At 51.3% G+C, this 20,404-nt stretch carries 23 protein-coding genes and 1 pseudogene; 19 read left to right on the plus strand and 5 right to left on the minus strand.

Going from position 1 to position 20,404, the window contains the following annotated elements:
• Positions 1 to 198: 198 nt before the first annotated feature.
• From EPO04_01040 to EPO04_01130, 19 genes and pseudogenes are all read left to right on the plus strand, one after another.
• Positions 199 to 1,512, plus strand: coding sequence for a hypothetical protein (locus EPO04_01040; protein TAK89676.1), 1,314 nt, complete (start codon positions 199 to 201; stop codon positions 1,510 to 1,512).
• A 105-nt stretch (positions 1,513 to 1,617) separates the two neighbouring features.
• Positions 1,618 to 1,806 carry a preprotein translocase subunit SecE gene (gene secE / locus EPO04_01045; protein TAK89677.1) on the plus strand — a complete coding sequence of 63 codons (189 nt, stop codon included), beginning with the start codon at positions 1,618 to 1,620 and terminating at the stop codon, positions 1,804 to 1,806.
• Positions 1,807 to 1,809: 3 nt separating this feature from the next.
• Complete coding sequence (nusG, locus tag EPO04_01050) at positions 1,810 to 2,349, plus strand: transcription termination/antitermination protein NusG (protein TAK89678.1); 540 nt, start codon at positions 1,810 to 1,812, stop codon at positions 2,347 to 2,349.
• A 49-nt stretch (positions 2,350 to 2,398) separates the two neighbouring features.
• Positions 2,399 to 2,830 (plus strand): 50S ribosomal protein L11, encoded by a 432-nt coding sequence (rplK, locus tag EPO04_01055; protein ID TAK89679.1) that lies wholly within the window; start codon positions 2,399 to 2,401, stop codon positions 2,828 to 2,830.
• 48 nt (positions 2,831 to 2,878) lie between these two features.
• Positions 2,879 to 3,883: a 50S ribosomal protein L1 gene (locus EPO04_01060; GenBank protein TAK89789.1), complete on the plus strand. Its 1,005-nt coding sequence runs from the start codon at positions 2,879 to 2,881 to the stop codon at positions 3,881 to 3,883.
• Between the two features lie 261 nt (positions 3,884 to 4,144).
• Positions 4,145 to 4,192 (plus strand): annotated as a pseudogene (locus EPO04_01065) (hypothetical protein).
• Positions 4,168 to 5,358, plus strand: coding sequence for a hypothetical protein (locus EPO04_01070; GenBank protein ID TAK89680.1), 1,191 nt, complete (start codon positions 4,168 to 4,170; stop codon positions 5,356 to 5,358). Before EPO04_01065 ends, EPO04_01070 begins: the two are co-directional and overlap by 25 nt.
• Before the next feature lie 163 nt (positions 5,359 to 5,521).
• On the plus strand, positions 5,522 to 5,725 hold the full coding sequence (locus tag EPO04_01075) for a hypothetical protein (GenBank protein TAK89681.1): 204 nt from the start codon (positions 5,522 to 5,524) through the stop codon (positions 5,723 to 5,725).
• A 3-nt stretch (positions 5,726 to 5,728) separates the two neighbouring features.
• On the plus strand, positions 5,729 to 6,055 hold the full coding sequence (locus EPO04_01080; GenBank protein ID TAK89682.1) for a hypothetical protein: 327 nt from the start codon (positions 5,729 to 5,731) through the stop codon (positions 6,053 to 6,055).
• A 162-nt stretch (positions 6,056 to 6,217) separates the two neighbouring features.
• Positions 6,218 to 6,748 carry a 50S ribosomal protein L10 gene (locus EPO04_01085; protein ID TAK89683.1) on the plus strand — a complete coding sequence of 177 codons (531 nt, stop codon included), beginning with the start codon at positions 6,218 to 6,220 and terminating at the stop codon, positions 6,746 to 6,748.
• Between the two features lie 10 nt (positions 6,749 to 6,758).
• Positions 6,759 to 7,199: a 50S ribosomal protein L7/L12 gene (locus tag EPO04_01090; protein ID TAK89684.1), complete on the plus strand. Its 441-nt coding sequence runs from the start codon at positions 6,759 to 6,761 to the stop codon at positions 7,197 to 7,199.
• A 125-nt stretch (positions 7,200 to 7,324) separates the two neighbouring features.
• Positions 7,325 to 7,837 (plus strand): hypothetical protein, encoded by a 513-nt coding sequence (locus EPO04_01095; GenBank protein TAK89685.1) that lies wholly within the window; start codon positions 7,325 to 7,327, stop codon positions 7,835 to 7,837.
• Positions 7,838 to 7,925: 88 nt separating this feature from the next.
• Entirely contained in the window at positions 7,926 to 9,434 is a 1,509-nt protein-coding gene (dnaX, locus tag EPO04_01100) for a DNA polymerase III subunit gamma/tau (GenBank protein ID TAK89686.1), read from the plus strand.
• Positions 9,435 to 9,481: 47 nt separating this feature from the next.
• The gene (dnaB, locus tag EPO04_01105; protein ID TAK89790.1) at positions 9,482 to 10,831 is read left to right on the plus strand and encodes a replicative DNA helicase; all 1,350 of its coding nucleotides are present in this window, start codon (positions 9,482 to 9,484) and stop codon (positions 10,829 to 10,831) included.
• A gap of 24 nt (positions 10,832 to 10,855) precedes the next feature.
• The gene (locus EPO04_01110) at positions 10,856 to 11,386 is read left to right on the plus strand and encodes a GtrA family protein (GenBank protein ID TAK89687.1); all 531 of its coding nucleotides are present in this window, start codon (positions 10,856 to 10,858) and stop codon (positions 11,384 to 11,386) included.
• A gap of 10 nt (positions 11,387 to 11,396) precedes the next feature.
• The gene (locus EPO04_01115; GenBank protein ID TAK89688.1) at positions 11,397 to 12,941 is read left to right on the plus strand and encodes a glycosyltransferase family 39 protein; all 1,545 of its coding nucleotides are present in this window, start codon (positions 11,397 to 11,399) and stop codon (positions 12,939 to 12,941) included.
• Positions 12,938 to 13,702: a glycosyltransferase gene (locus tag EPO04_01120; protein TAK89689.1), complete on the plus strand. Its 765-nt coding sequence runs from the start codon at positions 12,938 to 12,940 to the stop codon at positions 13,700 to 13,702. Before EPO04_01115 ends, EPO04_01120 begins: the two co-directional genes overlap by 4 nt.
• Positions 13,699 to 15,177 (plus strand): phospholipid carrier-dependent glycosyltransferase, encoded by a 1,479-nt coding sequence (locus EPO04_01125; protein TAK89690.1) that lies wholly within the window; start codon positions 13,699 to 13,701, stop codon positions 15,175 to 15,177. The genes EPO04_01120 and EPO04_01125 overlap by 4 nt, the downstream gene beginning before the upstream one ends.
• A 3-nt stretch (positions 15,178 to 15,180) precedes the next feature.
• The gene (locus EPO04_01130; GenBank protein ID TAK89691.1) at positions 15,181 to 15,741 is read left to right on the plus strand and encodes a hypothetical protein; all 561 of its coding nucleotides are present in this window, start codon (positions 15,181 to 15,183) and stop codon (positions 15,739 to 15,741) included.
• Between the two features lie 3 nt (positions 15,742 to 15,744).
• Here the strand turns inward: EPO04_01130 and EPO04_01135 are convergent, their stop codons facing one another.
• The 5 genes from EPO04_01135 to EPO04_01155 are packed head-to-tail and all read right to left on the minus strand — an operon-like array spanning position 15,745 to position 20,404.
• Positions 15,745 to 16,638, minus strand: coding sequence for a hypothetical protein (locus EPO04_01135; protein ID TAK89692.1), 894 nt, complete (start codon positions 16,636 to 16,638; stop codon positions 15,745 to 15,747).
• Positions 16,639 to 16,645: 7 nt separating this feature from the next.
• On the minus strand, positions 16,646 to 17,263 hold the full coding sequence (locus EPO04_01140) for a hypothetical protein (protein TAK89693.1): 618 nt from the start codon (positions 17,261 to 17,263) through the stop codon (positions 16,646 to 16,648).
• A 9-nt stretch (positions 17,264 to 17,272) separates the two neighbouring features.
• Entirely contained in the window at positions 17,273 to 17,998 is a 726-nt protein-coding gene (locus EPO04_01145) for a hypothetical protein (protein ID TAK89694.1), read from the minus strand.
• A 35-nt stretch (positions 17,999 to 18,033) separates the two neighbouring features.
• A complete protein-coding gene (locus tag EPO04_01150) occupies positions 18,034 to 19,665 on the minus strand; it encodes a hypothetical protein (protein ID TAK89695.1) in 1,632 nt (543 codons plus the stop codon).
• Positions 19,666 to 19,669: 4 nt separating this feature from the next.
• The gene (locus tag EPO04_01155; GenBank protein TAK89696.1) at positions 19,670 to 20,404 is read right to left on the minus strand and encodes a hypothetical protein; all 735 of its coding nucleotides are present in this window, start codon (positions 20,402 to 20,404) and stop codon (positions 19,670 to 19,672) included.

The following is a 20,404-nucleotide window of genomic DNA, read 5'->3' on the forward strand; positions in this document are numbered from 1 at the left end:
TGGAGAATGGATGCCTCCTGCCGTTAGTGCGGTTTTGATTGTGTTATTGGGTGTAATACTGGTTTTGCTGATCGGGTTGTTGGTGCAGCGCTTTTCCAGACGGCATACCCATTAATTTGTAATATTGCACAAAGTACCTGGGGAAGCCGGGGAAATCAATGATTGTGCTTACGCTTGGAAATAGCTTATAATAGATGTATGTCTGAACGCTGCCAAAATTGTGATTCAACAGATATAGTTGAAATCCAAGGACAGAAATTTTGTATCAACTGTGGTGAACCCTATACGGCACCGGCAGGGGGTTCGGTTTCGGTTAAGCCGGCGGTTAAAAAACAGCCTGATCCGGTGGCGGTAGCAACACCCGTGGCAATAAAGTCGGCTACTGGTGCTGGTAAACCAAAAGCGGTTAAAAAACCTGTTGCTGCCAAGCCAAAAGCACCCATCGAACCAAAGCTTAAGGAAGTTAAGGTGACAAAAAGAGCTGAGGCTGAGGTGAAGGCTGTACCGGTTAAGTCGGCCGCTGCTACCGACTCGGCTTTAGATCTACGCTACAGTACAACCGCCCAGCCAGCGGCTGCTCGAGCAACCCATCAGCCTGTTGCCCCAATAGCGCCACCGGCTCAAAAACAGGCTGAAACCAAGCTTGATGAGCCCAATCAGTCAACCAAGGAGCATAAGCTGCAGCCACCTACCGACACCAAGCCGCACCCATTTGGCTTTAGCTTCAAGGTGGCAACCTTGGTGGCAGTGCCTCTGGCGGCGATATTTGGAGCGATGGTCTGGTTTTTGATTGGCGTGGATATTGTGCTTTACGCCGTAGTCGCTGCGGCTTTGTTAATTTTTGCGGTTTTGACCTTAGCGCAATCGGCAATCTTGTACGGCATGTCACGGGCCTCCGATCATCGTCCGGTAGAGCGGAGGCAGTGGTGGTCGGCCGCTCGAAGCGGGTTTATGGATGTTGTTAACATCAACTTAATGACAGTAATTGTGGTCATAATAACGGTATCGCTGGCAGCCGCTGGCTGGCAGGGGGTTGGCAGGCTTGGTTTGCCAGATTGGGCCGAAACCGGCTTGTTACTTGCGCTGAACGCGGTTGCGGCTTGGCTGCTACTAGGGGCCCTGGTGTCTCGCCACATTGCCATACCGGCAGCCATAATTGGCGGAATGAGCTCCACTCAAACCTATAAGTTGGGCTGGCGAACCTTTGCCAAGGCTGGAGGCAGTCTATCGCTGGCTCTGATCAGGGCTTGGATAACCGGCATTTTGGTGGTGGTTGGGGCGGCAATTGCGGTGATTTACCTCAATCAGCATTTTTCGGAGTACAATCATCTGACCGTAACCCTGCTGGTAGCAGCAGCTACTTGGCTGTTCATCACCCTGCTGTTTGTGACTTCGTTGCAACTCGAGTCGCGGATGTGGCTGCGGCAGTATCGCTACTGGGTGGCACGGTGCTTCCCGAGCCGTCAACTTCGCCTGCTGGCCGGCCGGGTCCAGACGCTGCGGCACCGTTGACTTTTTCGATGGCTCATCTTATAATTGAGCAAAAGCCGCCGGGCTTTTTAAAATTGCCAAAAATATGAGCAAGAGCGCAACGCTGGCTTTGTCAAAAGGAGATCGATGAATCGTTTGGTCACATATGTACAGCAGTCGTGGACCGAGCTACGCAAGGTGGTTTGGCCGTCGCGGCCATCAGCGGTTCGATTAACCATTATCGTAGTGGTGTTCGCTCTAACCTTAGCCGTCTTTATTGGGGTGGTTGACTACATTTTTGGTCAGATTTTAAAGCAAATAATTCTTAAGGGATAAGTTATGACCGAGTCGACCGCAAACAAGCACTGGTACGTGATTCATACCTACTCAGGATATGAAGATCGAGTCGCCGAAAACATCAAGCAGCGTATTGTCACCATGAACATGCACGACAAGATTTTTGATGTGATTGTGCCAAAAGAAAATCAGATTGAGATTAAGAACGGTCGTCGTCGCATTGTTGAGCGCCGCATCTTCCCAGGTTACGTACTGGTGCAGATGGATGTTACCGAAGACTCGTGGTTTGTAGTTCGCAACACCCCAAACGTCACCGGCTTTGTTGGCAGCGGAGTTACTCCAACCCCAATCGATCCGGATGAGGTGCGCCACATTCAGAAGCGCATGGGTGTTGAGGAGCCTAAGTACAAGATCGACTTCCACATTAATGAGACGGTTAATATCGTTGATGGTCCATTTAAGGGCTTTGACGGCTCGGTCAATGAGATCGACGAGAGCAAGGGCAAGATTAAGGTACTAGTAAGTATGTTTGGCCGCGAGACACCGGTTGAACTCGATAGCTTGCAGGTTAAAAAGATTTAAGTTTAAGGTGGGAGGCTGATTAAGCCGTTTGCACCACGAAAGGATTAATATGGCAGAGCAAAAGAAAGTTAAGGCAAACGTAAAGTTCCGTTTAGGAGCCGGTAAGGCTAGCCCAGCGCCTCCTGTGGGCTCAATTCTGGGTGCCCAGGGCGTAAACATGATGGAGTTTGTTAACGCCTTTAACGACCAAACCAAGGAGCTAGGGGATGTTCAGCTGGCGGTTAAGGTCACCATTTATGAAGATCGCAGCTTCACTTTTACCACCAAGGGTGAGCCAACCGCCGACATCATTCGTCGCACCGCTGGCATCCAAAAGGGCGCTGGCAACTCATTAAAAGAAGAAGCCGGCACTTTAACTAAGTCGCAGGTGATGGAAATCGCCGAAAAGAAGATGCCCGATTTAAGCGCTAACGATCCGGAGGCTGCCTTTAAGGTGATCGCTGGTACCGCTCGCAGCATGGGCGTAAAAGTACAAGATTAATCAACAACGGTGGGAGGCCGAAAGCCGCTTGAACCACAGGAGAATATGATGGCAAAGAAGAAAGAAGAGATCCAGAACGAAGAAATCGTTACTGACGAGCAGGTTGAAGCTCAGGCCGAGGCTGTAACTGACGAAGCTCCAGCCGATAACGCTGCCAAAGAAAACACCGACGAAACCCCAGATGACACGGTTGATGAGGATAGCAAGCCTCGCACCACCAAGGCTGGTAAGCGCAGCGCTAAGGCTCAGCGAGAGGCCGACGAAGAAGAAGCCCGCAAAGAGGCCGCCAAAGAGGATAAAGAGGCTCCAGTAAAGCCTAAAATCGTTCACACGCCTAACCCAAAGAACCGTCACGGCAAAAACTACTTGAGCTCCCGTGAGCTGATTGAAGAGGGTAAGTTTTACGAGCTACCTGAGGCAATTGAGCTGGCAAAGAAGACCAGCAAGGTCAAGTTTGATGCTTCGGTTGAGCTGCATATGAACCTAGGAGTTGATCCTAAGCAGGCCGACCAGATGGTGCGTTCAACCGTGGTGCTTCCAGCTGGTACCGGTAAGACCATTCGCGTGGCCGTAATTGCTCCAACCGATAAGCATGCCGATGCCAAGAAGGCAGGTGCCGATATCGTCAGCGACGAAGCCCTGGTTGAGACCATTAGCAAGGGCAAGATTGAGTTTGATACCCTAATTGCCACCCCAGACATGATGGCCAAGCTCAGCAAGGCTGCTAAGGTGCTTGGGCCGCGTGGCTTAATGCCAAACCCTAAGAGTGGTACTGTGACTGCCAACGTAGCGCAGGCGGTTGAGCAGGCTAAGGCCGGTAAGGTTGAGTTCCGCATCGACAAGCAGGCCATTGTTCACCTGCCGGTCGGCAAGGTTAGCTTTGCGGATGACAAGCTGCTCGAAAACCTGACTACCGCTATTCAGGCGATCATGAAGGCCAAGCCGGCCGCCGCTAAGGGTACTTACGTCGAGGCGATCTCGTTGACCACCTCCATGGGCCCTGGCATCAAGATTGATGTCACCAAGGCAATTGCCGCCAGCAACAAACGCTAAAACTACTTTTTAGATCATCAAGCCGCCCGGTTGGGCGGTTTTTGATCGGGTAACTGTATTTGACTCGGATCTTTTTGAGTAAAACTATTTAGACTTTTTGACTCAAATTGGCTGTGTAAAACTACGTGTGCGCCCAGAGCGCACCCACACGTCGCAGCTGCTTCAAAGGTAATTAGCCCTGCTTCGTGCAGTCGGGGGCTGTAGTACCGGAATGTTCCGCCGACGTTCGGTGTAAAACGTCGGCCTGTAGGTTGAAGGTTTAACCCTGCTACCGATCCTTGCCGATGGCGAGGCGTTGTGTGCCAGTAGTGGCCTCAACACCCATGTGCTTAGACTCTTGTTCTCTTCTGACGAGCGGTCGCAGCACCCAGTATTCTTACTCCTCCGGTAGCCCCCGGCTGATTACTGGCTTCTACGATCTAGGAGCAAACATGCCCCTTCACAACACCGGCCAGCTTGAGCTTGAGCTGGAAGCGTTGATGGAGGAGCCGCTGTTTCACTCCTTCATCCATAAAGATGTAAATCGACTCTCTGGAAACGTTAAGTTTCGGCGGGTTTCAGCGCCCAATAAAGCGATGCGCAAGATTCACTTGCAGATTCGAGCGGCGTTGAGCCGGCTTGATGTTGAAATGCCATACGTCACCGCTGGGCTTCGCAAATCCAAAGTGGTCAACCACGTCAAGGCACATCGTGGCAATCAGTACCTGTGTTGCTATGATCTGAAGGCCGCGTATGATCACGTCCGGCCAGAAGCGATGGCTGACATCTTGCGCCAACATGGGTTGCCGGAGTCAGACATTGAACTTGTAGCTCGATACTGCTTCGGTAATGAAAGCGGTGGATTGGTGACGGGTGGGCTGGTTTCAGTTCAGCTGTTCAACCTGTACGCCAATGAGGTAATCGACCAGCCGCTCGCAACGTTGTTTGCCGAGCGAGGCGGCATCACCTATACCCGTTACATTGATGACCTGATTATCTCCTCGGGTGCTCCGATCGGGAGACGGTTCCGTAGGTCGATCCTGCAAATCATTCGGGCGGCTGGGTTCGAGATCAAGCCGGCTAAAACACAGCTAATTGATCTGGCGGCCGAGCATAGTCAGATGGCGGTACTCAACGGGATTGGGCTCGACCTGAACGGCGAGCTGCACGTAAGGCCGCATTATCGCGAACTGCTCTACAGGCTTATCAAGAGAGCTCAGGCAGGAGAGATTGACCCGAGTGTCGTCCACGGGTGCATGGGGGCGTTTTACGTCATCAAGCCGCGTGGGCAGCAAATGACTCCAGGCGAGCGCAAGCTGGATCGAGCCTATCGCTGGTATGTTAATCAGCAGCGGCGAGCAGATCCTGGCCGACCCGAGCGCCGGAGGCGCAAGCAGCAGCAGTATCGCGCCCGGCGACGACTCAAGCCAAGCTATAAGCGGCATGGTCGCCGTAGCGGACCGGTTGGCACGTACCGACCAAGACCGACTTTTTAACCCCGCGCGTGGTAGCCACTACGCGCGGGAGTTTCGTTTAATGAATAAATTATGTGTCTGCTACTTGGCTTTAATAACTGGTATTATTCCGCCCTCAAACCTGGTTTAATCAATATTTAATTATGTTTTGGCAGACTGTATTGTATTAAATAAGGACGCAGAAATGGGGGCAGAAAAAGTATCGTTTGAGGGGGTTCTAGAGCGGTTGCGAGATGTTGAGGTTAAGTTTGAAAACCTTAGGGCTAACACTGAGGGCATTACAAAAGACATCCTGGCAGATACCAATAATATGCCAACGTACGAAAGAAGACTCAAGAAGCTGGAGTCAGCAGTTGCGGTGCTGCAGCGGCTTAAACAAAGGAGGTAATATATGAGCCAGAAAGTTTTCACCTACAAAGGGATTACTATTGATATTGATAGCCCGAGAGATAGTTCCATTTTTCGTTTGATACCAGTAGAAAAAGTTGATAGTGAGTGGCGCAGTCTGCATTGGGGGTACCAGTGGTACCGCAGTCGCTTGGCGATTGCGTTGAGATTGTGGGGGATGAATGACGAAGCTAAGGAGACTTTCGAGAAGCTTATTGAGATTGAAAATAACGTTAAAGATGGCTATGTCCCTCCATATGACCGTGCAGCTGAAGAAAGGAAGGAGCACGAAGAGTACATAAAAGCCGTCTTTGGTTCGGTCCAGAGTTGACAAACATCGGTTCAACAGATACAATCATTGAGATTACTGAAGACCGGAGCGGCCGCAAAGCTTAATCAGCTCCCGAGGTACATTAGATTTCATGCTGCGTTCATGAATATTTAATGAGACGTCTTCGGCTAATCGCCGAATTTTTTGTTTTTGGAGACCAAGATGGCAATTACTCGACAGCGAAAAGAAGAGACCGTAGCTCAGCTCCAGGATACCCTGGGACAGCTAAAGTTAATGGTAATGACCGACTACCGTGGTTTAACGGTGCCGGAAATTACTGAGTTGCGTGGTAAGCTTCGCGATTCGGGTGTGAACTACTCGGTTACCAAAAACACCCTGTTACGGATTGCGGCGAAGAACACGCCCAACCTAGCAGACATCGACCCAGCAACCTTTACCGGCCCGATGGCTTTGGCCATTTCGACCGAGGACGAGGTTGAGCCAGCTCGCGTGGTATTCCAGTACGCCAAAGAGCACAAGGCGCTCGAAATCGTTGGTGCTATCACCGGCGACGGACAGCTACTGAGCCCAGCCGAGGTTAAGGCGCTGGCAACTCTACCGACTCGCGAGCAGCTTATTGCTCAGGTGGTTGGCACGATTGCCGCACCTTTGAGTGGTTTGGTTGGTGTAATGGGTGCCAATGTTCGCGGTATTGTTACCGTACTCAACGCAATTAAAGAAGCAAAAGAATAAGGAGGCCATCATGGCAGAGGAAGTAAAAGAGACCCCAGCAGTAGAAGCTGCAGAAGAGAAAAAAGAAGTTCCAGCTAAGTTTAAGGACTTGGTTGAGCAGATCGACAAGCTGAGCGTACTTGAGCTGAGCGAGTTGGTTAAGGTACTTGAGGATCACTACGGCGTGTCCGCAGCTGCACCAGCAGTTGCTGTAGCCGCAGCTCCAGGTGCAGGTGGCGACGAAGCCGCCGCCGAGGAGAAGAGCGCTTACACCGTGGTTCTGGCTGCTGCAGGCGACCAGAAGATTAACGTCATCAAGGCGGTTCGCGAGATTACCGGCCAGGGCCTGGCTGAAAGCAAGGCATTGGTTGATGGTGCTCCTAAGCCAATTAAGGAAAACGTTCCTAAGGCTGAGGCCGAAGAAGCTAAGGCTGCCCTTGAGGCCGCTGGTGCAACTGTAGAGCTTCAGTAAACAAGCTCCTGCTAGCGTCAAAGTAAAGCTTCTTACCAGAAGCTCAGGCGGCAAACTTTGACGTTAGCCTGTCTTCATGATTCAATAAGTATAATTTGGTATACCAAAACAAAAGGGTACAACCTGTGACCGACATTGCCGATAAACAACTCAAAACTCTCAAAAAGCTAATAGAACAGGCTGAGACCAACCTGGCCGGGGCCAAAGAGCTGCTTGCCAGCTTGGTCGGCGACGACGAGACGGTGGCGCCAAGCCGTACCGTAGCCGAGGTTACCGGAAAGGTAATGGAGGGTCGTTTTGACGGCGAGCGAATGATTGGTCCAGATGGCAAGCCATATTCGGTGCCGGCCAACTACGCCTCAAAATCAAAGCTAGTTCAAGGCGATGGCCTTAAGCTGACCATTGGTGATGATGGTTCTTTCTTGTATAAGCAGATTTCTCCAATTGCCCGTCGCAAGGTGATTGGTACGCTCAACCTTAAAGATGGCCAGTATTATGTTGAATATCAGGGTCACGACTATCGAGTTTTGTTTGCCAGCGTTACCTACTATAAGGCGCAACCTGGTGATCAGGTAACCATTGTGATCCCCGAAGAGGGTGAGGCCGACTGGGCCGCAATCGAGGCCGTCCTCGTCTAGTAGTTATCCCCAGATTGTGTACAACTGCCATCTGGAAAATATAGGTTAGCGGCGCTATACTGGTGTTAGTAGTAAGTAGGGGTTTAACGTGTCTCAGGTGGCCTGGTATCGCAAATACCGCAGCCAAAATTTTGATACCGTGTTGGGGCAGCAGCAGGTGGTAGAAACCTTACGCTCGGCAATCGCTAGCGATCATCTTAGCCATGCCTACCTGTTTACTGGCCCCAGAGGGGTTGGTAAGACGAGCGTGGCAAGGTTGCTAGCCCGGGCGGCTAACTGTACCGCCACAGATCCGGCTCAGCGCCCCTGTGGCACTTGCGACAACTGCAAGGTTGAGATTGGTAGCCACCTGGACTTGATCGAGATAGATGCCGCCAGCAATCGCGGTATTGATGATGCCAGGGCGCTACGCGAAAAAATTACCAGTGCGCCTTCGATGGGTCGCTATAAGGTGTATATTATCGACGAGGTGCACATGTTGACCACCGAAGCTTTTAATGCCCTGCTCAAGACGCTAGAGGAGCCACCAGCACATGCTATTTTTATTCTGGCCACAACCGAGGCTCACAAGCTACCCGAAACCATCGTATCGCGAACTCAAAACTTTCGTTTTAGGGCGATCGGCACCAAAGATATGCTGGCCCACCTGCGCTACATCGCCGATCAGGAAAAGGTGGCGATAGATGATGGCGCTTTAGAGCTAATTGCAACCACCAGCCAGGGCAGCTTTCGTGATGCAATCGGCATGTTGGATCAAGCAGCAAACAGCGGTTTAGCGCAGCTCGATGCGGTGGCTTTGCGGCAGCTACTAGGCCATTCTGACCCTGAGCTGGTGCAGTCAATTGTTGGGGCTATAGACGAAAGTAATGCTAAAGGCTTGCTAGCAGCCATAGATGAGGCTCAAGCTGAAGCCGCTCAACCAGCCCAGTTGGCCCAACAGCTGGTTGGAGTGTACCGGGCGCGAGTTCGTAGCGCCGCGGCGGCTAACCAAGATGACGCCGGTTTAGGCGAAGCAATTTGGGCGATTGAGCTACTGCTCCCGGTTTTAAAGTCACCTTGGCCTCAGCTGGCGCTCGAAGCGGCTTTGCTGCGGTTGATTAAAGGTCAGCCCGAGCTAGCTAGTAAGCCACGATTAACGTCGACTCGCAGTTCAAAAGCGCAGTCAATCAGCCCGACTCAAACTGAATCTAATGCTTCACCGGCGAGCTCAGAGGCCAAAAAAGATGACGCTCAACCGGCGCCATCAACCGGTTCGGCTCAATATAGCGATGAGCTATGGATGAAGGCGTTAACCCACATTAAGCAGCGCAACAACTCGCTATACGCCTTACTGCGCTCATCTTGCGCGGTGGAGTTCAGGGAAAACAACGAAGTGGTGTTGGCCTGTCGTTTTGGGTTTCACCGCGATCGGTTGAAAGAAACCAAGAATAAGCAGGTTATTGAGCAGGCTTTAGCCAAGGTGTATGGGACAAAGTTTACGGTTCTGCCTCAGCTTGAGACCCGACAGGCATCAGCGGCTCCAGCGCCAACACCGGCACCGGAAGCTGAACTGGTGGCCTCGGCTCTTGAAATTCTTGGTGGCGAGGTGGTTTCATGAGCCGCGCTACCGACACTAAAAAAGCAATTAAGGGGAATATTGGCAGAATGGTTGCCCCCGGTACGGTTCCGCCCCATAACCTGGAGGCCGAGGCAGGTCTGTTGGGAGGTATTTTAGTTGATAAAGAGGCCTTGATTAAGGTCGCCGATGTCGTAAAGGCTGAAGACTTTTATGTCGATCGCAATGGCATTATCTTTACGGCCATGATTGAGCTGTATGAGGCTCGTCAGCCAATTGATCTACTGACCCTGTCGAACCGTCTTGGCGAGCTAGAGGAGTTAGAGCGTATTGGTGGCGCAGTTTACCTTACCGAGCTAGCTGAGGGCGTCCCAACCGCTTCGCACGTCGTCCATTATGCGAACATTGTGTCGCACAAAGCCACCCTTCGCCGCTTAATCAGCGCAGCTGGCACCATTGCCGGTTTGGGTCACGACGAAACCACACCGCTGGACGACCTGCTGGATGAGGCCGAACAAACCCTGTTTACGGTTTCACAGAAGCACCTTAAGCAGAACTTTATCCCAATTAGCTCGGTATTGGCCGACTCTTTTGATCGTCTAGACGAGCTGCACAAGGATAAAAACAGCCTTAGAGGTGTGCCGACCGGCTTTAAAGCAATGGATAATCTACTGGCCGGTCTGCAAAAATCAGACTTGGTAATTTTGGCGGCCCGGCCGAGTATGGGTAAGACCACCCTAGCTTTAAACATTGCTCACCATGTAGCGACCAAAGAGGGTATACCGGTTGGTGTGTTTTCGCTGGAAATGGGCAAAGAGCAGCTGATCGATCGTTTGCTGGCGGCCGAGTCGGGGATTGATTCCTGGAAGCTGCGTAACGGGCGGCTAGAAGATAGCGATTTTCCTAAAATTAACGACGCGATGGCGGTTTTGAGTGAGGCGCCAATCTATATTGATGACTCCGCTACCACCAATATTTTGGAGATGCGTACCAAGGCGCGCCGGCTTCAGACCGAGCACGATTTAGGCCTGATTGTGATTGACTACTTGCAGCTGATTAGCGGCCGCAAGATTGGTTCGGGCGACAACCGTACGCAAGAGGTATCGGAAATTTCGCGTGGTCTCAAGGCCCTGGCACGCGAGCTCAACGTTCCGGTACTAGCATTGAGCCAGCTATCGCGTAGCGTGGAATCGCGAACTCCGCCGGTACCACAGCTGTCAGACCTACGCGAATCCGGTTCGATTGAGCAGGATGCGGACGTGGTGATGTTTATTTACCGTGAGGAATACTACAAGCGCGAAGAGTCGGAGCAGCCCGGCATGGCTCAAATCTTGATCCAGAAGCATCGTAACGGACCAACCGGCGTGGCCGATCTGTACTTCCATCCCGAACGGACCCTGTTCCGCGATCTCGATCAAGCTCACCAGTATACACCTTAGTTTACAATCTAGCCGATTACGGCTATGCTTATATTAGAAACGATCAGGATACAAACAACAGTGGCAAAAGCACGTCGGGGTTCAACCACCGGTCAGGTAGCAAGGTTCGGCATGGTGGGGATAATGAATACCATTATCGATTACGTTATTTACATTGGCTTAACCAAGATGTTTTCGATCCCGTTGGATCGAGTATGGACGGCTAAGCTGGTGTCCGGTAGTGTAGCCATCGCCAATAGCTTTTACTTTAATCGAACTTGGGTGTTCCAAAGAGGCTCCTCCAAGCACGCCAAGCAGGAGTTTGTGCGCTTTATGATTGCTACTTTTGTGGCGGTATATGTGATTCAGCTTAGCTTGGTGCAGTTCTTTAGCAGCGAGTTCCAGTGGTTTGGCACAACCGTCTATGATATTTTGCAAACTCTTGGTTTGGTTGAGCTGCTTCCACACATCTTAACCGAAAGTTTTGTGATTAAAACGGTGGCTTTTGCGCTGGCAACCTTAGCTAGCATGAGCTGGAACTTCGTACTGTACAAGGTTTGGGCGTTTAAGGACTAGGAGACTTTAAATGAAGCTATGGATTCGACAACATAGAGTAGCGCTGGCGCTAACCACCATAATGCTGATAGCAGCATTTATGCGACTGTGGCAATTGGATAACACTCCTCCAGGTCTTCATCCTGACGAAGCCGCCAACGGGCTGGACGTTTTTGATATCTTACAGGGTCATCTGCAGGTCTTTTTTGAGCGTAATGGTGGCCGTGAGGGACTCTTCTTTTACTTGCAGGCGGTAGGGGTCTCGATATTCGGTAATACCATTTTAGGCTTGCGTATAGCTCCAGCTTTGTTAGGAACTGCGGCGGTAGCGGCGGTTTACCTGTGGGCGGCCAGCTGGTTTAACCGTCGAACTGCACTGATAGCGGCTCTATTTATGGCGGTAACGCCTTGGGCGGTAATTATTTCGCGTGATGGCTTTAGAGCCAGCATGCTCATGCTGATGATACCGCTCACCCTGTGGCTGATCACTAAAGCCATACGCAGTAATCGCTGGTACTGGTTCGCGGGTGCAGGTGTTAGCTTTGGGCTAGGCTTCTACACCTATATTGCCTACCGAATGTTTCCGCTGGCACTGGTGGCAGCAGCAGCGTTTGTGCTGATCTGGCGTAGAAACTGGATTCAGCAATACTGGCGCGGGCTGGCAGTTTTTGGCTTGGCAGCGGCAATTGTTTTGATACCGCTAGGTCTTTACGCTATTGGCAACCCGAGCGCTATCGCTGGGCGCCCGGGAGGCGTCAGCTTTGCCAACCCAGACCTAAATCATGGCAACCCGATTGGGACCTTAGCCGACAGCACCATTAAGACGGTTCTGATGTTTAACGTTCATGGTGATGAAAACTATCGTCATGGTATGGGTGGTGAGTCGATGCTCAACCTGTTTGTTGGCATTATGTTCGTACTGGGAATAATAATCGCCATCAGCCGAATTAAGCGACTGAGCTACTTTGCGCTATTGATGGTGTTTGGTTCAATGCTGCTACCGGCGGCTCTGACGGCAGAGGGTCTGCCCCATGGTTTGCGCTCGGTTGGGGCGTTAGCTCCAGCAGTGGTGCTGGCGGCACTAGGTACGAACTTTTTGCTCTACCAATGGCAGCGAACTTTCCCGCTGAACCCGGTCGCACGTAACAGCGGTACCGCCGCCATTGTGATACTTTTGGCGCTAACGGTGTACCATGGCTACGCCTCGTACTTTATTGCTTGGGCCAACTCTCCCGAGGTGTATAAGTCATATTCAGAAGAAAACGTGGCGTTAAGCGAATATTACAACGCCAACCCGGTTAGCGGTAAGCGTTACGTAGTAGCTGGCGACTACACCCTTCAGACCGTGCAGTACTTAACTCACAATAAGAGCCAGTGGCAGTCGGTCGACCCACAAAAAGTAGATGGTATACCGCTTGAGCCCGGCGTTGCAAAAGAGTTTGCGATCTTTAGCTACGACAAAGACAAAGCCCTTGAGCGGCTAAGATTGAAGTTCCCCAAAGGCACAGTTAGCCCCTATTACTCCCCGGTCAGTAACGATGAGCTGTATGTGCTCTACCGAGTGCCGGCGCAATGATCTCGCAGCGGCCGCAGCGATCAATAATCGTGCCGGCCTACCAAGAGGCCGCTCGAATTGAATCAACTCTCGACCAGCTAGCCGGCTATTTAAAGCAGCACAATCAGGTTCAAACCGAGGTGGTGGTTGTGGTGGCGGACAGCCCCGATGGCACCGCCACCTTAGCGCGGGCCAAAGCTAGTTTATTTGCCAGCTTACGGGTGGTTGAGCCAGGTACCAAGGTTGGCAAGGGTCGGGATGTGCGTGTAGGCATATATGAGGCCGTTGGTGAACATAAGTTGTTTATGGACGCCGACTTGGCGACGCCTTTGCATCACTTAGAGCCGGCTTGGCGGGCCTTGGAGCAAGGTGCTGACGTTGTAATCGCGGTGCGGAACCTAACTAGCAGCCACACCGGCCTACGGCGGTTGGTGTCAGGGCTTGGTAACGCGCTGGTTCGACTTTTTTTGCTGCCGGGCTACAAAGACACCCAGTGCGGCTTTAAGGGGTTTACCGCTGCTGCCGGCGAGCAATTATTCAGCCGTCAAACCATATTGGGCTGGGGTTTTGATATGGAAATACTGACCATCGCACGCCAACTTAAGCTAAAGGTTGTGCAGCTGCCAATATCGGATTGGAGCGACAAGCCAAACGGCACCTTCGAAGATCAAGTTAGCTCGGCGGCGATTGAAACTCTGGGTGAGATGTTTACCATTTGGTGGCAGCGGCTTAGAGGTCGCTACCGCCAACCAAGCTTTACTTATAAGGCGGGGGCACGATGATACGTCGTCTGCGTGAAGCACTAATTCATTTGCCAACCTGGGTATACCTGGTAACGGCGGTAGCGGCAATTCCGCGCTTCTACAACATCACCAAGGCCAGTATTTGGCATGATGAAGGCTACACCATGATGTTGGCGCCAATGGGGGTGGTTGAGATCTTGGAGCGCACCGCCCGAGACGTTCATCCGCCGCTATACTATGTTACGCTGCACTACTGGATGTTTTTGTTTGGGACCAGCGAGCTAGCGGCACGTAGCCTGTCGGCAGTTTGCTTGCTACTGGCAATACCTCTGACCTACTTATTGATGCGCCGCTTATTCCATAGCCGGGCCGCAGCGATCGCAACGCTACTTGTGGCTTTTTCACCATTCTTAATCCGCTACAGCCAGGAGGCGAGGATGTATGGCATGGTGGCACTCCTTTTGCTATTTGCGACCTACAGCTTGGTTCGAGCGCTGCAAGATAAGCAGAAACTGTGGTGGGTACTGTATGCACTGGCGATAGCCGCCGGTTTGTACACTCATTACTACGCCGTGTTCTTGATTGCCGCTCACTGGGTTTATGTGACTAGCTTAACCAATTCCAAGCCCAACAGCGGCCTCAAGAACCGTTGGTGGTGGGGTAGTAATGTTCTTGCGGCCGGGTTGTTCGCCTTGTGGCTACCAGTGGCCTATGCGCAGTTCAGCCGGGTCCAGGGCGGATTTTGGATCCAAGAGCCGACTTTGAGCACGCTGCCTAACACGATTCTGCAGTTTTTGGTGTTTAGCCCGGTTGATTGGCTGCCGGTATGGATCAAGGTAGCGGTTGGGTTAACGCTGGTTGCGGCTACGATAGCCCTTTGGGTGACAGCAAAAAAGCATCGCTCAGCAACCGTTTTGGTGGCTGCCTATGCTCTAGTAGCACCGCTAACGGTGTTCGCACTATCATTTGGTCGCCCAATCTACATTGATAGGTACTTTGTGTTTGCCTCAATTGGTTTCTGCTGTCTGGTGGCGGCGATTGTGGTTCACGGATGGCTGTTAAGTAACCGGCCACGGGTGCAAAACGCCCTGGTTGGCGGTCTGCTAATACTCTCCGTAATTGGCATTGGCAGCGTCTACTCGCAGGCAACGCACCAAATGAGGGAGGTTGGTAAGCTGGTTAGCACCAATTATGTTCCTGGTGATGAGATTGTCTCCGGTGAGCTGTACACCTTTTTTGACTTTAGCTATTACAACACCACCACCATCCCAACCAAGCTGTATGCCCAAAATGGTGTTAACGGCTATGGTGAGAGCAGCTTAATTTACGATCGGGCCGACCAAATTGTGGTTAAGGACCTTTCAACGCTACGCCCTGCATCAGGTTACGTTTGGATGATTGGCAAAAGTGGCGATGGCAAGTCTTACTTTGAGCAAGTTCCGGCCAACTGGCAAACGGTAGGCCCAAGGTATCAGTTCCGCGATAGTGCGGTTCAGAGGTTTAAGGTAAATTAATTGATGCCTAGACTGAGCTTACGGTTGCTACCGGCGCTTGCCTTGATGGTGGTAGGACTCACTCAAATAATCCCAGAGCCAGCCTATGGATCTCCTTTTGGGCAGGGTGTTTTTGGCGCCGATGTACCGTTTGGCTCTTCAACCAGCTTGGCTATCGATTTAGGTAGCGATCCGTCGATCACGCTCGCATCCGATGGTCCCAACACCATGAGCGGTAGCGCATCACATACCGTAACGGTCACCTCAACCGATGTGGTTGGCTACAAACTGTATGCTCGTACAGTAGGAAGCTCGGACATGGTTAATGGGGCGGCCAGTATACCGGCTAGCGGCAACTCATCTCCAGCCGCCCTGTCGCTTAACACTTGGGGCTACAATACTAGCGGTTCAACCACCAACTTTAGTGGCTTAAGTACAAATCAAACCCAAATTAAAGATGCTGATGGCCCTTTTAAGAATGGCGACCCAACCACCATTACTTACGGTGTTCGAGCCGATATTACCAAGCCTGCCGGCACTTACCAGGTTGATGTGGTCTATACCGCAGTAGCCGAAAACCAATAGTTACTAATTAGAGCGGCTTAATCGCCGGCGAATACTTACAATAATTGACTTTAAGCGGTGCCTGATTTGGTATGCGAAGATTAAGATCAGCGCTAAAACTGCCCACGACCACGGCGGGGCGTATATAAAATAACTACTTTTCTGTACCACAGGGAAGGAAGTTGAGGTGTAACCGTAGTCCAAGCGGTAAATTCCGGGTATTTTGGGGCTAGCTACTTGGGTTGATAGTACGCGGTTGGTTTTAGGAAACAGCAAGTGGTTGCCGCTCTGAAAAGCTTGGTTGTACCACAGCCCTCGAACTCGACCGCTTAGTGAGGCAAAAAAGTGAACATTGCCGTCATTGCGCACATCAAGCTGGATTGGCAGCTGCTTAGTGTAGATAAACCACGGTACATGCGATGATTTAATGTAGTTTGAATAAATCAGGTTGCCCTGGACCGTAACATTTATAAGCGAGCCAGCTCGCAGCTTTTTTGAGCCGGTTGGCTCACCGGCTTGTTTGGTCGCAAAAATAGTAAAGTAGTGGCCTCCCGGTGCAGCGTCGGCGGCCGGTTGCACTGAGTAGGATAGCTGGCGAGACTGGTTTGGCTGCAGCAAAATCGTGGTCTGATCCAGCCTAACCCAGTTCTCTTGCGGCGGGGCTAAAAAACGATACTCATAGCTGTAATTGGCGACGCTAAAGCTCTCTACCGACAGTTCAATGGTGGCCGGCTTGTCGGTATAGTTGGCAACGGTTAAGATTTTGCGCTGAGCCGCTCCAGGCTGCACAGTTACCTGCTCGCGCAGGGGAGAGATGTATAGGCCCTTGTTTTTTAATTCGGCTGGGCTAGCAGCGTAGCCGGTGCTCGACAGCAATAGGCAGGAGGCAATTATGATTAAAAATCGCCACCCAGCCATTGTTCGACTAGGCTCGCTTAGTTAATTGAACCTGAATGTCGGACACGGCGTTGATGTAGTTGCGGATTGCAAACGACTGAGCCTCCTGGCTGCGACTTTGCCACTCTTGGCTTAGTACATAGCCAAAACTAAAGTCAAAATCGCATTTTACTGGGTAATGATCAAGTCTGTTATCTTCGCGCCATTTCTTATTTACGTATAAAAAGCTGGCCTCAGAAATTGCACGATGGTGAGTCGGATCTTGCCAGGCACGAATGCTTGAGTAGTAGGGGCAGGTAATGCGCATAAAGCCCCTGGTCGCCACGTTAGGGTTGTTTGGATCAAATTCAGCCGGTTTAAGAATGCGGTAAATTTCATCAAAAAACTCAAAGAAGGGATCATGGTACCCATCACCATGAGGTATGTGTTCAACAAAATGAGAACATTCAATTTCGTCAACGGAGTTATCTTTAAATTTGTTCCAGGGAAACTTTAATAAATTTTGAACCACATCAACTGAGTCGGTTTTGGCAATATCTACACCTAAAAAGCCTTCTGGCTTGTTATTGCCGCAGGCTAATGACAGCTTTAAGGGCTTGTCTTCAGTAGTTTTGGCCGATTTTTTAACTGGTTTACTCTTTGCCATGATTTCTCCTTACCACATTATCTGATTTTGAGCGTCGTAGTGGCCCACTTTAACCCGAGCGTCACAAGCAAACTTGTAGCCTAGCTCACCGGCTTTTTCAAAAAACCAGAGATCTTGCGTCTGAACATACGCGCCCTTGCCGGGGACAAACTCCTGCCTGGTTTTAAACCACTTGCCGTACTCAAACCGTTCGTCTTTAAGCATCTCCATCCGGTAAAGGGTGAAGCCCATACCCAGGCCGTTGCAAGCGGTTACGCTATCTGGCTGGGGGATTTGGGGCACAAAGTTACGTGGCATCTCGGCTGGGTTGCCGTAGCACATTGGCTGGCCGCCCTCGCCCTTGGTCCAATAAAGACCACCAACCGCATCATAATCGTCAATTGACTCATATAGTTTAAGTAGCCCATCGGGAGGCGGGGCGTTATCTTCTTCGATGGTAAGAAAAAACTTAAACTTACTTAGCTCATCGCTTCCCAGAATCATTTTAATGACCTCATTGTAGGCCTCACCAACCTCCATGTTCTCCATAAAAATTGGACCTACAACCTTTTGGTTCATCGGGCGGATTATGCTCTGCCAGCTCTGAACCACACGCGCTGGAATAGTGCCACGGGTTGGGCAGACCATAATGGTCGATAAATCGCGGTAGGTTTTTTCCTTTTCGAGGCGGCTAACATAGTCGGTGGCGTTATGCATTCCGGTGTTGTCGGGGACGAGAATCTGTGGACGGCTCATGTAACTCCTAATCGCTCCAATTATACTGCAGCTACCTAGAAGGTGCCAGAGTAGCGGTTATTTAATATAACATGTGGCATAAATATAGCGGTGGCGTTGTTGCGATTAACCTGACTAGCCGAGATAGCGGCTGGCAAAGCCGAGGTAGTAGCGGTGTACATGGCGTTCCAATAGTTACCCTGAGCCATTGACGCGTTAGTGGCCGCACTAACTCCCATACTGCCGCTGCGCTGATTAGAGTGCATATAGTTTTGGCCCATATATGATAGCGGTGGAGCGTAGTTACTGCTGCGGAAGATAACACCAAATACATAGTCACTATCCTGGACAAAGTTAGGTGCAGATGACCACTGTGATGATACGAAGCTTAGCCAACGTGGTCCATTGTACAGCGCGGTATTTGAGGTTGCGGCGCCTACCGCCCAGGTAGTAGAGGCTGAGTTAATTAGGCTGATGTGAGTGCTAAAGTTAGAGTAGATACCAATTGAAGCACTAACCGTATGCGAACTCGACAGCGAAGTGGCGGTCATGTTGGCGGTCATGTTGAGTAAAATCGTGTTAGCTGTAAGATTGGCTGCGAACAGGTCATTTTCCTGGTTAAGACGTTGCAACATAAGAGTTCCAGCCGCCGTGGCTAAGCTGGCGCTGGTACCACGATCCATATTTTGGTAATAGTTCATGGTTTGAGTACTACCGCCTCCGGCACCCGCCGAGATGGAGATGGTGTTGCCTCCCGCTCCGGTAGATTGGCTCAAGGTGACATTGTTACCACCGGCTAAGATGAGCTGATTACTGACGGTACCACTAGTACCGCTAGTGTTTCCTATATTGCTAATCCCAGCTGAAAAGGCGACGCCTCCTCCGGCCGCCCCAGAGACAGTCACTGCATTACCGTTTTGGCTGAGAGTAATGTTGTTGCCCCCTGCCAGAGTTAATGTGCCGGAGCTAACATTAGCCATCACGCCAGCGGTATTGCCGCTTAAAGTAACATTCTGTAGATTCTGCGTTTGGACTGTTTGGTTGGCAGCGCTAACCGATATGGTATTACCACCAGCGCCGGTAGACTGACTCAGTGTCACGTTATTGCCCCCGGCCAATACCATTTGGTTGCTAACTGTTCCGCTGGTTCCACTGGTATTACCGAGGTTGCTCATTCCGCCTGCAAACATATTCGGCCCAGATACACCAAGTAGGTTGCCGGTAGCGTTGGTTACCTGTGAAAGGGTTATATTATTGTTGCCAAGTAAAACAAGCTTATTGGTGGCCAGCCCAGTATCGCCACTGGTATTACCTAGGTTACTCATCCCAGCTGAAAAGGCGGCACCTCCTCCGGCCGCCCCAGAAATTGTTACGGCATTGCCGTTTTGGCTTAAAGTGATGTTGTTACCACCGGCCAGCGTCAGCGACCCAGAGCTTACCTGAGCCATCGCACCCGCCGTATTGCCGCTAAGTGTTAGGTTGAAGCGATTCTGCGTTTGGACCGTCTGGTTAGCGGCACTGATGGTAATACTATGGTAGGAGTAGTATCCCTCGACATTGGTGCGACTACCACTTAGGGTGACGTTGTTGCCACCGTAAAGGCTTAGACCAGCGTTGGCGAAGTCCATTGTCCCGGTGGTGTTGCCCCCGAACCCTATTTCTGGCAGGTTTTGGCCTAAATATGTCATGGCTTTATATTATATACCAAGAGGAGCCGTTAGATATGAGGGTTAGGCTCCACCCGATTAGGAGTGACGATATCTGGCCGGTTGCCGAAGCGCCTTCAAAGTTATCGGTACCGGTTACCGAGATGATACAGGTGTTGCCGGCAGTACCATCAATCCGCTTAATGTAAAAACGATAGCCAGAAGCGGCCGAAGAGCCGGGGAGGGTAATATTGGTGTTACCGCCGGAAGCATCAGCCAGTACCACCACGTCGGTACCTGGGACTACGGTATAGTTGCCGCTCCTAGTATTGGTGGCCATCGTTTGTCCGGCTGGATCGGCATCGGTCCAAGCTGGGTTGCCGCTGACCACGCGCAGAGTCTTGTTGTTAGACCCAACCGGCAGGCGAACCAAACTGCCCGAGCTGTTGCGATAGTACATGTCTCCGGTAGCACCAGAGGAGTCATCATACAGCGCAATTTTTTTGCGCAATGTGCCGGTGGTGATCGTAAAGTAGAGCGAGTCGCTATTAAATTCAACCGCACCGGCTTCAGGTGAGCTTAAAAGGGTGCCGGAACTAAACTTAAGCGGGGCGGTACCGGCGGTGGCGGTGCCTGGTCTAATGGTTACGGTCTTATGGCTGCCGTTTATACTGTTGTCGGTGTCGTCGTTGTAGTGCTCTTTAGCAATGTACTGGCGAATAATATCGCCCCAAACACCGTCATCACTGTTAACAATTGGTAAACGTTGTGGCGTAGGCAT

The organism is Patescibacteria group bacterium (assembly GCA_004297735.1).
Taxonomy (GTDB): Bacteria; Patescibacteriota; Saccharimonadia; order UBA4664; family SCTI01; genus SCTI01.

What these genes read in the sequence shown, in the direction of transcription:
- EPO04_01090 (TAK89684.1), top strand. Translation starts at nt 6,759, where the DNA reads ATGGCAGAGGAAGTAAAAGAGACCCCAGCAGTAGAAGCTGCAGAAGAG.
- EPO04_01070 (TAK89680.1), top strand. Translation starts at nt 4,168, where the DNA reads ATGGCGAGGCGTTGTGTGCCAGTAGTGGCCTCAACACCCATGTGCTTA.
- EPO04_01075 (TAK89681.1), top strand. Translation starts at nt 5,522, where the DNA reads ATGGGGGCAGAAAAAGTATCGTTTGAGGGGGTTCTAGAGCGGTTGCGA.
- EPO04_01040 (TAK89676.1), top strand. Translation starts at nt 199, where the DNA reads ATGTCTGAACGCTGCCAAAATTGTGATTCAACAGATATAGTTGAAATC.
- EPO04_01060 (TAK89789.1), top strand. Translation starts at nt 2,879, where the DNA reads ATGGCAAAGAAGAAAGAAGAGATCCAGAACGAAGAAATCGTTACTGAC.
- nusG (TAK89678.1), top strand. Translation starts at nt 1,810, where the DNA reads ATGACCGAGTCGACCGCAAACAAGCACTGGTACGTGATTCATACCTAC.
- EPO04_01125 (TAK89690.1), top strand. Translation starts at nt 13,699, where the DNA reads ATGATACGTCGTCTGCGTGAAGCACTAATTCATTTGCCAACCTGGGTA.
- EPO04_01115 (TAK89688.1), top strand. Translation starts at nt 11,397, where the DNA reads ATGAAGCTATGGATTCGACAACATAGAGTAGCGCTGGCGCTAACCACC.
- EPO04_01130 (TAK89691.1), top strand. Translation starts at nt 15,181, where the DNA reads ATGCCTAGACTGAGCTTACGGTTGCTACCGGCGCTTGCCTTGATGGTG.
- EPO04_01080 (TAK89682.1), top strand. Translation starts at nt 5,729, where the DNA reads ATGAGCCAGAAAGTTTTCACCTACAAAGGGATTACTATTGATATTGAT.
- EPO04_01110 (TAK89687.1), top strand. Translation starts at nt 10,856, where the DNA reads ATGCTTATATTAGAAACGATCAGGATACAAACAACAGTGGCAAAAGCA.
- EPO04_01140 (TAK89693.1), bottom strand. Translation starts at nt 17,263, where the DNA reads ATGGCAAAGAGTAAACCAGTTAAAAAATCGGCCAAAACTACTGAAGAC.
- dnaB (TAK89790.1), top strand. Translation starts at nt 9,482, where the DNA reads ATGGTTGCCCCCGGTACGGTTCCGCCCCATAACCTGGAGGCCGAGGCA.
- rplK (TAK89679.1), top strand. Translation starts at nt 2,399, where the DNA reads ATGGCAGAGCAAAAGAAAGTTAAGGCAAACGTAAAGTTCCGTTTAGGA.
- EPO04_01135 (TAK89692.1), bottom strand. Translation starts at nt 16,638, where the DNA reads ATGGCTGGGTGGCGATTTTTAATCATAATTGCCTCCTGCCTATTGCTG.
- EPO04_01155 (TAK89696.1), bottom strand. Translation starts at nt 20,404, where the DNA reads ATGCCTACGCCACAACGTTTACCAATTGTTAACAGTGATGACGGTGTT.
- EPO04_01085 (TAK89683.1), top strand. Translation starts at nt 6,218, where the DNA reads ATGGCAATTACTCGACAGCGAAAAGAAGAGACCGTAGCTCAGCTCCAG.
- EPO04_01150 (TAK89695.1), bottom strand. Translation starts at nt 19,665, where the DNA reads ATGACATATTTAGGCCAAAACCTGCCAGAAATAGGGTTCGGGGGCAAC.
- EPO04_01145 (TAK89694.1), bottom strand. Translation starts at nt 17,998, where the DNA reads ATGAGCCGTCCACAGATTCTCGTCCCCGACAACACCGGAATGCATAAC.
- secE (TAK89677.1), top strand. Translation starts at nt 1,618, where the DNA reads ATGAATCGTTTGGTCACATATGTACAGCAGTCGTGGACCGAGCTACGC.
- EPO04_01120 (TAK89689.1), top strand. Translation starts at nt 12,938, where the DNA reads ATGATCTCGCAGCGGCCGCAGCGATCAATAATCGTGCCGGCCTACCAA.